This window comes from Cardiobacterium sp. Marseille-Q4385 (genome assembly GCF_916618745.1).
Classification (GTDB): Bacteria; Pseudomonadota; Gammaproteobacteria; order Cardiobacteriales; family Cardiobacteriaceae; genus Cardiobacterium.
In genome coordinates this window covers 619,191-632,942 of sequence record NZ_OU745373.1, presented here as the reverse complement: position 1 = coordinate 632,942, position 13,752 = coordinate 619,191, and the positions used below count along the sequence as shown (strand labels likewise).

General features: G+C 59.4%; 13 protein-coding genes. All 13 read left to right on the top strand.

The features are described from left to right. Nucleotides 1-61: 61 nt before the first annotated feature. The gene (gene gatB, locus LG374_RS03055) at nt 62-1,492 is read left to right on the top strand and encodes an Asp-tRNA(Asn)/Glu-tRNA(Gln) amidotransferase subunit GatB (protein ID WP_225756334.1); all 1,431 of its coding nucleotides are present in this window, start codon (nt 62-64) and stop codon (nt 1,490-1,492) included. A 113-nt stretch (nt 1,493-1,605) separates the two neighbouring features. Continuing rightward, nucleotides 1,606-3,429: a translational GTPase TypA gene (gene typA, locus LG374_RS03050; RefSeq protein ID WP_298046186.1), complete on the top strand. Its 1,824-nt coding sequence runs from the start codon at nt 1,606-1,608 to the stop codon at nt 3,427-3,429. Nucleotides 3,430-3,476: 47 nt separating this feature from the next. Further along, nucleotides 3,477-4,418 (top strand): DUF1152 domain-containing protein, encoded by a 942-nt coding sequence (locus LG374_RS03045; RefSeq protein WP_225756333.1) that lies wholly within the window; start codon nt 3,477-3,479, stop codon nt 4,416-4,418. Nucleotides 4,419-5,704: 1,286 nt separating this feature from the next. Further along, the gene (locus LG374_RS03040) at nt 5,705-6,355 is read left to right on the top strand and encodes a hypothetical protein (protein WP_225756332.1); all 651 of its coding nucleotides are present in this window, start codon (nt 5,705-5,707) and stop codon (nt 6,353-6,355) included. 177 nt (nt 6,356-6,532) lie between these two features. Beyond that, nucleotides 6,533-7,204: an HAD family phosphatase gene (locus tag LG374_RS03035; protein WP_225756331.1), complete on the top strand. Its 672-nt coding sequence runs from the start codon at nt 6,533-6,535 to the stop codon at nt 7,202-7,204. Then, nucleotides 7,201-7,878 carry an HAD family phosphatase gene (locus LG374_RS03030; protein WP_225756330.1) on the top strand — a complete coding sequence of 226 codons (678 nt, stop codon included), beginning with the start codon at nt 7,201-7,203 and terminating at the stop codon, nt 7,876-7,878. Before LG374_RS03035 ends, LG374_RS03030 begins: the two co-directional genes overlap by 4 nt. Then, nucleotides 7,859-8,212 carry a gamma-butyrobetaine hydroxylase-like domain-containing protein gene (locus tag LG374_RS03025; protein ID WP_040389240.1) on the top strand — a complete coding sequence of 118 codons (354 nt, stop codon included), beginning with the start codon at nt 7,859-7,861 and terminating at the stop codon, nt 8,210-8,212. Before LG374_RS03030 ends, LG374_RS03025 begins: the two co-directional genes overlap by 20 nt. Beyond that, complete coding sequence (gene ubiE / locus LG374_RS03020) at nt 8,209-8,979, top strand: bifunctional demethylmenaquinone methyltransferase/2-methoxy-6-polyprenyl-1,4-benzoquinol methylase UbiE (protein WP_225756329.1); 771 nt, start codon at nt 8,209-8,211, stop codon at nt 8,977-8,979. Before LG374_RS03025 ends, ubiE begins: the two co-directional genes overlap by 4 nt. Further along, nucleotides 8,972-9,565, top strand: coding sequence for an SCP2 domain-containing protein (locus tag LG374_RS03015; RefSeq protein WP_225756328.1), 594 nt, complete (start codon nt 8,972-8,974; stop codon nt 9,563-9,565). The genes ubiE and LG374_RS03015 overlap by 8 nt, the downstream gene beginning before the upstream one ends. Next, on the top strand, nt 9,565-11,175 hold the full coding sequence (ubiB, locus tag LG374_RS03010; RefSeq protein ID WP_225756327.1) for a ubiquinone biosynthesis regulatory protein kinase UbiB: 1,611 nt from the start codon (nt 9,565-9,567) through the stop codon (nt 11,173-11,175). Before LG374_RS03015 ends, ubiB begins: the two co-directional genes overlap by 1 nt. Before the next feature lie 23 nt (nt 11,176-11,198). Then, on the top strand, nt 11,199-12,338 hold the full coding sequence (locus tag LG374_RS03005) for a MalY/PatB family protein (RefSeq protein ID WP_225756326.1): 1,140 nt from the start codon (nt 11,199-11,201) through the stop codon (nt 12,336-12,338). 108 nt (nt 12,339-12,446) lie between these two features. Beyond that, on the top strand, nt 12,447-12,749 hold the full coding sequence (locus tag LG374_RS03000) for an RNA-binding protein (protein WP_225756325.1): 303 nt from the start codon (nt 12,447-12,449) through the stop codon (nt 12,747-12,749). Nucleotides 12,750-12,805: 56 nt separating this feature from the next. After that, nucleotides 12,806-13,576: a pseudouridine synthase gene (locus LG374_RS02995; protein WP_225756324.1), complete on the top strand. Its 771-nt coding sequence runs from the start codon at nt 12,806-12,808 to the stop codon at nt 13,574-13,576. The last annotated feature ends 176 nt before the right edge of the window (nt 13,577-13,752 follow it).

Sequence of the window (13,752 nt, the reverse complement as noted above, 5' to 3'; positions counted from 1 at the left end):
ATTTACACTTTCCATACCACTTCGCCCCACCTAGGTGGGGCTTTCTTTTGAGGATATATCCATGCGCTATGAACCCGTGATTGGTCTGGAATTGCATATTCAATTGGCGACTGCCAGCAAGCTCTTTTCTCCTTCTTCCGCCGCATTCGGTGCGGAGCCCAATGCTCACGTCAATGAAATCGATCTGGGTTATCCGGGCGTGCTGCCGGTCTTGAACGCGCAGGCGGTGCGTTTTGCGACACTGTTCGGGTTGGCAATTGGCGCGGAAATCAATCCGCACGCCTTCTTCATGCGCAAGAATTATTTTTACCCTGACCTGCCGAAAGGCTATCAAATCAGCCAGTTAGATGACGCCATCATTCGTGGCGGTGTGGTGACGGTGGAAACAGCAGACGGCGTACGCAAAGTGCGCATCAATCGCGGCCAGCTGGAAGAAGACGCGGGTAAGTCTGTACACGATGCCTTTTCCGACCGCACCGGTATCGACCTTAACCGCGCCGGCGTGCCGTTGATTGAGCTGGTTTCCGAGCCGGATTTGCGTTCGGCGGCGGAAGCAGTGGCTTATATGCGCCAGCTACACCACCTCGTGCGTTATCTCGGCATCAGCGACGGCAACATGCAGGAAGGATCTTTCCGTTGTGATGCCAACGTATCCATCCGCGTCGCGGGCAGCAATGACCTCAATCCGCGCGTTGAGCTGAAAAACATCAACTCCTTCCGCTTCGTTGAGCAGGCGATTAACCTGGAAATCGAGCGGCAGAGCGATCTTATGGACAGCGGCAAAACCGTCGAGCAGGAAACCCGCCTGTTCGATCCCGATCGCATGGAAACCCGCACCATGCGCAGCAAAGAGGAAGCCAATGACTACCGCTACTTCCCCGATCCCGACCTGCTGCCGCTGGACCTTACACCGGAGTGGATTGAAGAAACGCGCGCCATGCTGCCGGAGCTGCCGCAGGCGCGGGCGGCGCGCTACCAGAAGGATTACGGCCTGGATGCGGACGCCATCCAGTTCATCCTGCAAACGCGCGACATGGCCGATTATTACGATACGCTGAGCGCTGCCTGTGGTGACGGCAAGCTGGCGGCGAACTGGATGCAGGGCGAGTTCGCGCGGCTGTACAACGAACTCGCGGGCAGCATCAAAGATATCCCGCTTACCGTTGAACGCTTCGCCGGCCTGTTGCAACGCGTACAGGACAACACCATCTCCGCCTCTGCTGCGAAAAAACTGCTGCCGCAACTGTGGGCGGGTGATGCCACGGCGGACGAACTGATTGACGCGCAAGGCCTGCGCCAAGTGAATGACGACGGACAAATCGCTGCCTGGGTGGACGAAGTCATCGCCGCGCACCCTGAACAAGTCGCTGCCTACCGCGCTGGACAGGGCAAAATGCTCGGCTTCCTCACCGGACAAGTGCTGAAACGCTCGCAGGGACAGGCGAATCCGAAAACCGTCAACGCCCTGCTGCAAGAAAAACTCAAAGCCTGACGGCAAGCGGGACAACCCATGCTTACCATGAAGCGCTATAATTGCCAACCCAAGAAGACGCCGCACCAGCGGCGTTCTTTATGCAACAAAAACACAAACCAACCGAGAACCCCGTGACTGATATCCAAGACGTAAACAAAATCCGCAACATCGCCATCGTCGCCCACGTTGACCACGGCAAAACCACCCTCGTTGACCAACTCTTCCGCCAATCCGACACCCTTGCCGAGCGCGCCGAAGTCTACGAACGCATGATGGACTCCATGGACCTCGAACGCGAACGTGGCATCACCATCATGGCGAAAAACACCGCTATCCGCTGGAAAGACTACCAAATCAACATCGTAGATACCCCCGGACACGCCGACTTCGGCGGCGAAGTCGAACGCGTCCTCTCCATGGTGGACAGCGTCCTCCTCCTGGTGGACGCCATGGACGGCCCTATGCCGCAAACCCGTTTCGTCACCCAAAAAGCCTTCGACATGGGGCTGAACCCCATCGTCGTCATCAACAAAATCGACCGCCCCGGCGCGCGGGCCGACTGGGTGCTGAACGAAACCTTCGACCTCTTCGACCGCCTCGGCGCCACCGACGAACAACTCGACTTCCCTATCATCTACGCCTCCGGCCTGAACGGCTACGCCGGCGACAACCCTGACATCCGCAGCGGCGACATGACGCCGCTCTTCGAAGCCATCGTCAACCACGTCAAACCGCCGCAAGTCGAACGCGACAAACCCTTCCGCATGCAAGTCTCCTCACTCGACTACTCCAGCTACACCGGCGTCATCGGCATCGGCCGCATCGAGCGCGGCAGCATCAGCGGCAACACCCAGGTCAAAATCATCGGTCGCGATGGCGACGTGCGTAACGGCCGCGTCCTGCAAATCTACAAATTCCTCGGCCTGGAAAAAGTCGAAGTCGACAGCGCCGCCGCCGGCGACATCATCTCCTTTACCGGCATTGACCCGCTCTACATCTCCGACACCCTCTGCGACCCGAACCACGTTGAAGCCCTGCCGCACCTCTCCGTGGACGAACCGACCATGAGCATGACCTTCCAGGTCAACAACTCCCCCTTCGCCGGACGCGAAGGCAAATTCGTCACCAGCCGGCAAATCAAAGAACGCCTGGAGCGCGAACTCATCCACAACGTCGCCCTGCGCGTCGAAGAAATGGACGACCCCGACAAATTCAAAGTCAGCGGCCGGGGCGAGCTGCACCTCTCCGTGCTCATCGAAACCATGCGCCGCGAAGGCTACGAACTCGGCGTCTCGCGTCCCGAAGTCATCTACAAAGAAATCGACGGCGAAACCCACGAACCCTACGAATTCGTCGTCCTTGACCTTGACGAACAACACCAGGGCGCGGTGATGGAGCGCATGGGCGAGCGCAAAGGTGAACTGCGCAACATGGTGCCGGACGGCAAAGGCCGCATCCGCCTCGAATACCTCATCCCGACGCGTGGCCTCATCGGCTTCCAGACCGAATTCATGACCCTCACCTCCGGCAGCGGCCTCAAATTCCAGACCTTCGACCACTACGCGCCAAAAAAAGAAGGCCTGGGCAAAACACGGCACAACGGCGTACTCATCTCGATGGCGACCGGCAAAGCGCTGGCCTACGCGCTCTTTAACCTGCAAGACCGTGGCCGCCTCTTCATCGGCCACGGCGACGAAGTGTACGAAGGCATGGTGATCGGCATCCACAGCCGCGACAACGACCTCACCGTCAACCCGCTCAAAGCCAAACAACTGACCAACATCCGCGCGGCGGGCTCGGACGAAAACCTCATCCTCACCCCGCCGATCCGCAACACCCTCGAACAGGCGCTGGAATTTATCGACGACGACGAACTCGTCGAAGTTACGCCCAAATCCGTGCGCATCCGCAAAAAACTGCTCACCGAAAACGATCGGAAAAAAGCGAAGCGATAACACCACAGACGAGGGCAGGGCGGGGCAACACCCCGCCCTGAATACAAATGCAACTTCCCATCTTCAGCCGCCTTGCTCACAGCCGCAGTGTCCTGCTTGCCGGCTGCGGTGGCGGATACGACGTCGCCAGTGCCATTCCGCTCTGGCACTACCTGCGCGCGCAAGGAAAGGCCGTCGTCTTTGCCAACCTGTCCTTCACCCAACTTGACTTTACCGACTGCGCCCAACCCAGCCCAGGCTGCTACCGCATCGACGACACCCCCGCGCCGATGCCGTACTTTCCCGAAAAACACCTCTACGACTGGCTTAAACAACAAGGCGAAACTGCACCGCAGATTTACGCCTACAGCAACCGCCTCGGCGTACAGCCGCTGCGTGCCGCCTACCGCTACCTGCGCGAAGAACACCGGCTGGATACCCTCATCCTCGTGGACGGCGGCACGGACAGCCTCATGCGCGGCGACGAAACCGGTGTCGGTACCCTTGTCGAAGACTCCCTGTCCGTCATTGCCGCCGCAGGCGCGGACTACCCGGCTGCTTACCTCAGCGTCAACGCCTTCGGCATCGAACAAGGCCTGGATCACTACCCACTGCTGCACAACATTGCCGACCTCACCGCGCTTGGCGCTTACCTCGGCAGCCACAGCCTGAGCGCGGAAATGCCCGAAGGCGCCGCCTACCTTGACCTCATCCACACCCTCAACGAACGCCTGCCGAGCCACAAAAGCATCATCAACAACGCCATCGCCAGCGCCATGCGTGGCGCCTTCGGTGACCACCACAGCAGCGCACGCACCCGTGGCAGCGAACAATTCATCAACCCGCTGATGCCGCTGTACTGGTACTTCGACCTGAACGCCGTTGCCGCCCGCCTGACCTTCCGCGCTGCCGTAGAAACCAGCCAGAACATGGACGAATACCTTGCCGCCTACCTCGCTGCCCGCGCAGCACAACCGCGCCGCACAGAACGCCGCGATTTACCCATCTGATACCGAACCCCGAAAAAAGGACCGCCATTGCAAGGTGGTATCTGCCGTTTGATGGCAGATACAAAAAATCCGGCGCGTGAGCGCCGGATTTTTTGGCGAAACCACAGGACACGTCGCCAAGCGGCGAAACCACAGGACACGTCGCCAAGCGGCGAAACCACAGGACACGTCGCCAAGCGGCGAAACCACAGGACACGTCGCCAAGCGGCGAAACCACAGGACACGTCGCCAAGCGGCGAAACCACAGGACACGTCGCCAAGCGGCGAAACCACAGGACACGTCGCCAAGCGGCGAAACCACAGGACACGTCGCCAAGCGGCGAAACCACAGGACACGTCGCCAAGCGGCGAAACCACAGGACACGTCGCCAAGCGGCGAAACCACAGGACACGTCGCCAAGCGGCGAAACCACAGGACACGTCGCCAAGCGGCGAAACCACAGGACACGTCGCCAAGCGGCGAAACCACAGGACACGTCGCCAAGCGGCGAAACCACAGGACACGTCGCCAAGCGGCGGAACCACAGGACACGTCGCCAAGCGGCGAAACCACAGGACACGCCGCCAAGCGGCGAAACCACAGGACACGTCGCCACGCGGCGAAACCACAGGACACGTCGCCAAGCGGCGAAACCACAGGACACGTCGCCAAGCGGCGAAACCACAGGACACGTCGCCAAGCGGCGAAACCACAGGACACGTCGCCAAGCGGCGAAACCACAGGACACGTCGCCAAGCGGCGAAACCACAGGACACGTCGCCAAGCGGCGAAACCACAGGACACGTCGCCAAGCGGCGAAACCACAGGACACGTCGCCAAGCGGCGAAACCACAGGACACGTCGCCAAGCGGCGAAACCACAGGACACGTCGCCAAGCGGCGAAACCACAGGACACGTCGCCAAGCGGCGAAACCACAGGACACGTCGCCAAGCGGCGAAACCACAGGACACGTCGCCAAGCGGCGAAACCACAGGACACGTCGCCAAGCGGCGAAACCACAGGACACGTCGCCAAGCGGCGAAACCACAGGACACGTCGCCAAGCGGCGAAACCACAGGACACGTCGCCAAGCGGCGAAACCACAGGACACGTCGCCAAGCGGCGAAACCACAGGACACGTCGCCAAGCAGGATGGTTTTTGGGTTTGCGACGGGCTGAAAGTCCGCTTTAAATATTCCCCCCATGTTGTTCAGGCGACATTTCGTTTACTTTATTTACCGTTTTTAAAAAATCATTTACCATTCCTGTCCTCATCTTTATGTTTTTCCAACCAAGGAGTTCGATATGAATTCAAAACATTCCGTATTGTGGTTGCTGTGTCTGTCGGCAGCGTTCGGGTTGAGTGCCTGCGATGGTGGTAGCAAAGCACCTGCGCCGAAAAAAGAAGAGCAGGCGCAAAATCAGAACGCCATCGCGGCAACCGACAGCAAGCAGCAGACTGAAAGTCAAAACAACTTTTTAAGCGATACCCAAGCTTTGCAAGCTGCGGAAGATACTCTCAAATCCCTGCCCCAATTTGGCGGAAAACCACTCAATATTTTTCAAAGCATAGAATTTCACGGTGGCGGACACCCAAAAATTGAAGTCGATATACAAGACCCCGAAAAGCCCGACAATATAGACCACTATATTTATCAAAATGGTCAATGGGGCGAGCCGCAGCCGGTGCAAATTACGGGCGGTGGCAATATGAAAGACAATGTTTTCCCGCTGGATAAAATCAAATTCGCCACCGTGGCTATTGTTGCCCAAAATTGGCACGATAAAGCCAAAGAAGTGGAGGCGAAAAAAACCGAACCTGATTTTATCCTCTTCAAACTGTTGGTCGATAATCAGGAATTGCAATGGATTACTCCAGATATAGACAGTCCGCGCGCTCAATACCGTGCTCTGTTTAATTTGGATGGCAGTTTGAAAGAACTGAAAAAGCAATAGAGCCGTAACAGATTAAAAGTTGCCATACATAAGAAAAGCCCCCTTACGGGGCTTTTTTGTGACATGCGTTATTGAATGTGCTTGTATTTGACGCGATGCGGTTCGCTGCCAAGCGGCAGAAAATCAGCCCCGTCGCGCGCTACAATGCCTGTCTTCATCCACCACCCGGAGCCTTCAATGTCTGCTTTGCCTATCGCTGCCGTTGCCCTCGACAAGGACGGCGTTACTTTCGATTCTGAGCGCATTTATGCCGACGCGTTACTCTCGACGTTGCGTGCCCTGTCCAAGCCGTATCCCGAACCGGAAGCGCTGGCGGCACGGTGCAGCGGCGAGAGCAGCACCGCGACGGCCGCAATTTTGCAGGCGGCGCTGGGCGATACGGTGGATATGAAGGTGTTTTTTGCCGATTGGTTTGCGCGACGTGACGCCATCATTGAGGCGCACGGTGTGCCCTTTATGCCTGGTGCGGATGCATTAATTGAGCGGCTTTATGCCGAGGGTTATCCGCTGGCGCTGGTGTCGGCGGATGATGAGGAGAATGTGCTGGCCGATTTTCAGCGCAGTGCCAAGCCGGAATTGTTGCAGTGTTTTTCGGTGGTCATCACCGCTGGTAATGTCGCGAAGACCAAGCCGGATGCCGAGCCGTATTTGCGCGCCGCTGCTTATTTGGGCGTGGATACGGCGCGGATGTTGGCGGTAGAGGATTCGGCGGTGGGTGTGCAGGCGGCGCTGGCAGCGGGGTGCCCGACGCTGCTGTTCGCCGCTGATGCTGCCCCGCCTGCTGCGACGGCGCAGGCGGTGTTGCGCGTGATCCGTCATCACGATGAGGTGTGGGAGTTTTTGTCATGAAGCCGGTGATTAAGGCGATCGCGCTGGATAAGGATGGCGTCATTTTCGACACGGAACGCCTGATTTATCGTGCTTTCCGTGAGCTGATTGTGCGCGAGCGCCTGCCGATCCGGCCGGAACTGTTTGAGGAATTGGTCGGCAAGCCGCCGCAGGTGTATTTGCAGGTGCTGAACGAGGCGCTGGGGCAGGCGATGTCGCTCGATGATTTCATCGCACACTGGTTCGCGCTGCGCGATGAGATTTTTGCCGACGAGGGCGCGCCGTTCATGCCGGGCGTGGATACGCTGATTGCTGCTCTGCACGCGCGCGGTGTGCCGCTGGCGTTGGTCACAGGCGATTTCCGCCGCAATGTCGAGCGCGATTTTGCCCGCAGCAGTCGTCCTGAGTTGTTCGCCTGTTTTACTCACGTCATTACTTATGAGGATGTGGTGAACCCGAAACCTGACCCGGAGCCGTATGTGCGTGCGGCGGAAGCGTTAGGCGTTGATCCCGCCAATCTGCTGGTGGTCGAGGACTCGCCGCCGGGCGTGGAAGCCGCGACCACGGCAGGCTGTCTTACCCTGATTCTGCCGGGTTACGGTATGATAAGCCCCGATTTGGCGGCGCGCGCCTGGCGCACCATCCGCCACCACGATGAAGTCCTGCGTTTGTTTGATGAATATGGTTCCCGATGAATTGCGACTGGCCAAAGGCGGCGCGACGTTGACCGTCTCCTTTGCCGGCACCGCTTACCCGCTTTCCGCCGAATTTTTGCGCGTCTGCTCGCCGTCTGCCGAGGTGCGCGGGCACGGTGGTGCGTGGACGCTGGTTGCCGGGCGGCGCAATGTGCTGATCCGCCGCGTCGAACCGGTTGGCAGTTATGCCGTGCGCCTGTATTTCAGCGACGGCCATTTCAGCGGCATTTACACCTGGGACACGTTACACGACCTTGCGGTCAACGCAGATGATTACTGGCAGCGCTATGAACAGGCGCTTGCCGCTCAAGGCAAAACACGAGATACACGATGACAGAGAAAGAGCAAACCCACTTCGGCTACGAAACCATCAACAGCGAGGAAAAGGAAGGCCGCGTCGCCGACGTGTTCGATTCCGTCGCCACCAAATACGATTTGATGAACGACGTGATGAGCGCCGGCGTCCACCGTATGTGGAAGAACTGGTACATCTGGCAGACCGAAGTCAAGCCGGGCGAACACGTCCTCGACCTCGCTGCCGGTACCGGCGACATCACCCTGCGTCTCGCGAAACGGATGCGCGGTAAAGACGGCGACATCGAAGGACGGCTGGTGTCATCCGACATCAACGCCTCCATGCTGAAAATCGGCGAAGAACGCCTGACCAACAAGGGCTGGCTGAAAAACCTCGAATTTGTCATCGCCAACGTCGAAGCGCTGCCCTTCCCGGATAACAGCTTCGACCTCATCACCATGTCCTTCGGCCTGCGCAACGTCACCCATCAGGACAAAGCCTTATCGGAAATCGCGCGCGTGCTCAAACCGGGCGGTCGCGTCCTCGTCCTCGAATTCTCGCGGCCAAAGAACCCCGTCGTCAGCCGCTTCTACGACTGGTACAGCTTCACCTTCCTGCCAAAAATGGGCGAACTCATCGCCCGTGACCGCGACAGCTACCAGTACCTCGCCGAATCCATCCGCATGCACCCGCCGCAAGAAGAACTGAAAGCAATGTTTGCGGCAGCAGGCCTCGAAAACTGCGAATACCAGAATCTCAGCAACGGCATCGTCGCCATCCACAAAGGCAAAAAACCCCATGCTTGAAAACTACCTCGACGCGCGCCTTTTGGTCGAACAACTCATCAACGGCGCGCTGCGCCTTGATCCGGCGGCGCGCGACAAACTGGCGGCGCTGAATGGTCGCCGCATCAGCATCGACCTGAACGGCCGAGATACCCCGTGGATTGCCGAAATCGAAGACGGTGCCGTCCGCCTTTCCGACGACCACGCCACCCTCTGCGACGTGCGCCTCAGCGGCGACCTCGCCGGCTATCTGCAACTCTTCAAACACACGCCCAGCGACACCCCGCGCGGCAAACTGCATATCGAAGGCGACCTTCACACCGCGCAACAGTTCCAGCGCGTCATGGGCGAACTTGCCCCCGACTACGCCGCCGTACTGCGCGCCCGCTTCGGCGACGACTTCGGCAGCCTGCTTGCCGACGCCCTGCGCCGCCTGCAAAGCATGGGGACAAGCGCCAAAGCCGCCTGCGAAGCAAAATTGCGTGACTACCTCGAAAATCACGGCTGCGCCACACGCACCGATGCCGCCGCTTTCGCTGACCGCCTCGCCGCGCTCATCAGCCGTATCGACCGCCTCGAAACCCGTCTCGCCAAGGAAACCCGCTGATGCTCGCATCCGCCCGCCGCAGCTACCACATCGCCCGTGTCCTCATCCGCTACCGCCTGCACGAATACCTGCCGGACGAAGGCATCTTCCGCTGGCTGCGTCTTGCTGCCCGTCTGCATCCTGCTTATTACCGCGATGCCGCCGAACACGCCACCCTCGGCAAACGCCTGCGTCTCGCCCTGCAAGACCTCGGCCCCATCTTCGTCAAACTCGGCCAGACCCTCTCCACCCGCCCCGACCTGCTCAGTCCCGACCTGCTCGAAGAACTGAGCAAACTGCAAGACCAGGTTCCGCCCTTCCCTGGCGATGAAGCGCGCCGCATCATCGAAACCGCCCTGGGTGAGCCGCTGGAAAACCACTTCGCCGACTTCGACGAAACCGCGCTCGCCTCCGCTTCCGTCGCGCAAGTCCACACCGCCACCCTGCACAGTGGCGAAAACGTCATCATCAAAGTGCTGCGCCCCGGCGTGGAAAAAGCCGTCGCTGCCGATATTGCGCTGATGTACCAACTGGCGCGGCTTGCCAGCTGCACCGGCGAAGGCCGCCGCCTGCGTCCGGTCGAAGTCGTGCGCGAATTCGAAAACACCATGGCGAACGAGCTTGACCTCATGTTTGAAGCGGCCAACGCCAGCCAGCTGCGCGCCAACTTCACCGACTCACCGCTGCTCTACGTCCCGGAAATCCACTGGCGCTACTGCCGCAAAAACATCCTGACGATGGAACGCATCTACGCCACCAATATTGCCGACCAGGAAGCCATCCACGCCGCCCACACCAACATGAAAGTCCTCGCCGAGCGCGGCGTGGAAATCTTCTTTACCCAAGTCTTCCGCGACAGCTTCTTCCACGCCGACATGCACCCCGGCAACATCTTCGTGGACACCACTAACCCCGAAACGCCGCGCTACTGCGCCATCGACTTCGGCATCATGGGTTCGCTCACCCCCGAAGACCAGCACTACCTCGCCGAAAACTTCCTCGCCTTCTTCAACCGCGACTACCGCCGCGTCGCGGAACTGCACGTCGAGTCCGGCTGGGTGCCAGGCGATACCCGCGTGACCGACTTCGAAGCCGCCATCCGCAAAGTCAGCGAACCCATCTTCGGCAAACCCATCAAAGAAATCTCCTTCGGCACCTTCCTCATCAGCCTCTTCCAGACCGCGCGCCGCTTCAACATGCACATCCAGCCGCAGCTCGTCCTCCTGCAAAAAACCTTCTTCAACGTCGAAGGCCTGGGCCGCCGCCTCTACCCCGAACTTGATCTGTGGACGACCGCCAAACCGGTCCTCGAAGCCTGGATGAAAACCCAGATCGGCCCGCGCGCCGTCATCAAACAAATGCGCTACCACGCCCACGAATACGCCAAAGCCCTGCCGCAACTGCCGCTGCTCGCAAGCCGTGTCCTGCAACAACAACTCGACCAGCCGCCCAGCCCGCGCACCAGAGGCGCAAGCGGCAACCCTCGCCTTATCGCCGGCACCTTGCTGCTGATTGCCGCCGTTACCCTGTGGCTCACCGCCCAGCCGCAGGGCGCCGCCCAGCATACCGTCCTCAGCCTCATGGCCGCGACCGGCCTGTGGCAATGGCTGAAAAAAACCAGCGTTAACTGAATACCCCAAACAAGGAACCCATCATGTTACAAAGCAGTGACAGCCGCGCCCACAGCGACTCAGACAAATGGCACAAATACAGCGGCACCAACATCCTGCCGATGTGGATTGCCGACACCGAATTCCTCGCCGCGCCCGCTATCAACGACGCCCTGCAATCGCGCATTGAGCATGGCGTCTTCGGCTATGGTTACACCCAGCCGCGCTTCATCAACGGCATCATCCATCACTGCCGCAGCCAATACGACTGGCATGTGGATGCCGACTGGATTATCCCGCTCACCGGTTGCGTCCCCGGCCTCAACTTCAGCCGCGCCATCGCCTACCTGCGCGGTAAAAAACGCGCTGTAACCGTAGAACCCGTCTATCCGCACCTGCGTAAAACCTCGGCTATCCTGCCCGGCTACGAGAATGCCGGTTCACCCTGCATACTCGAAAACGGCCGCTGGGTGCCCGACTTTGATGCGCTTGAAGCCAACATCAACGACGAGACCGGCCTGCTGCTCCTTTGCAACCCGCATAACCCCATTGGCCGCACCTATACCGATACCGAACTCGCCCGTTACCACGACATCGCCAAAAAATACGACCTGCTCGTCTGCTCGGATGAAATCCACTGCGACATCGTCCTCAACGGCACCCGCCACCGCCCCTTTGCCAGCCTGGATGACGATGCGCGCGACCGCACCATCACCCTGATGGCGATGAGCAAAACCTACAACATCGCCGGGCTCTCCTGTGCCTTTGCCATCATTCCGAACGCCACCTTGCGTCAGGAATACCGCCGCGTCAGCGCGGGCATGACCGGCGATGTGAACATCCTCGGCATGACCGCAAGCATCGCTGCCCTTGAACACGGCGAAAAATGGCGGCGGAAAATGATTACCTACCTGCGCGAAAATGCCCAACTTGCCGAAAAACGCATCAACGCCACCGGCAAACTGCACATGACACCGGTCGAGGCAACCTTCCTCGCCTGGATCGATGCGCGCGGCCTCAGCGTGGACAACCCGCAGCGCTATTTCGAAGAACACGGCGTCGGTATGAACGACGGTGCGGACTTCGGCGCCCCCGGTTTCGTCCGCCTTAACTTCGGCTGCCCGCGCGACATGCTTGAAGAAGCATTGACACGCATCGAAAAAGCCGTTGCCGCCGCGTCATAACGGACCACAAACCCAAATCTTGCCAATCCGGCAAAACACTGTCGAAATCATGCGTTAGATTCCGGGAGTTGCACATTGATAACGCATGAAAAAAAGGAACCCATCTCTATGATCAACATCTACGTCGGCAACCTCTCCTACCGGGCCACCGAACAAGAACTGCGCGACCTCTTCGCGCCTTACGGCAGCGTCAGCAACGCCAGCATCATTACCGAGCGCGGCAGCGGTCGCAGCAAAGGCTTCGGCTTCGTCGAAATGCACGACAACAGCGAAGGCCTGCGTGCCATCGAAGCCCTGAATGGCAAAGAAGTCGGCGGCAGACCGCTCAAAATCAACGAAGCACGCCCGCGCGAAGAACGTCCGCGCCGCGACCGCTTTGGCGGCGGTAACTTCGGCGGTAACAGCTGGTAATACACACCGCACAAAGCCCGCTCCGGCGGGCTTTTTCGTTCGCATGACAAACCGCTATGCTCCCGCCACTTGCCATCCTTTACCGCGATGACCGTCTGCTGGCCGTCAACAAACCGGCCGGCCTCCTCGTCCATCCCAGCCCGCTCGACCGACATGCCACGAGCAGCGTCGTTGAACAACTGCAACAACAAATAAGCTGCAAACCCTATCCCGTCCACCGTCTTGACCGCCCGACCAGCGGTGTCCTGCTCTTCGCGCTCGATCCCGAAACCGCGCGCCTGTGCGGCGCCCACATCGCAGCGAACCGTCTGCAGAAAACCTATCACGCCATCGTGCGCGGCTGGCTGGCGGATGCGGGCGACATTGACTACCCACTCAGCTACCTGCCGGACAAAATCGCCGATCGTGACCGCAGCCGTGACAAAGCACCACAAGCAGCGCTGACCCACTACCGCTGCCTGCATCGCAGCGAAATCCCGCTGGCGAGCGATGGCCGCCATCCCACCTCGCGCTACAGCCTGGTCGCGCTCAATCCGCTGCACGGTCGCAAACACCAACTGCGCCGCCACCTGAAACACATCTTCCATCCCATCCTCGGTGATACCAGCCATGGCGACAACCGCCAAAATCGCGTTCTCGGCAGCCACCTCGGCGATCCGCGCTATACCACGGTAATGATGGGTCCCGGCCTGCGCCTGATGCTACATGCCACCCGCCTGCAATTTCCCCATCCGTGGAGTGGCGAAGCGCTTAACCTGCACGCCACCCCTGATGCTCATTGGCAATACATCGCCCGTTATCTCGACCTGGACTTCGCCCTTTCATAACCGTCCGCTAAAAACCGCAGTGATGGCATGGTTGCTGCTATCAGATTAAAGAAGAATGACACCTACCAGAGCCCCGCAACCTACCGTTTCGTGGCAAAATATTACCGTCACATTACCGGTCTATTTACAAGGTATGAAAGGGCCGGGAAAACAACCGCTTAACCAGGAGACCCGTC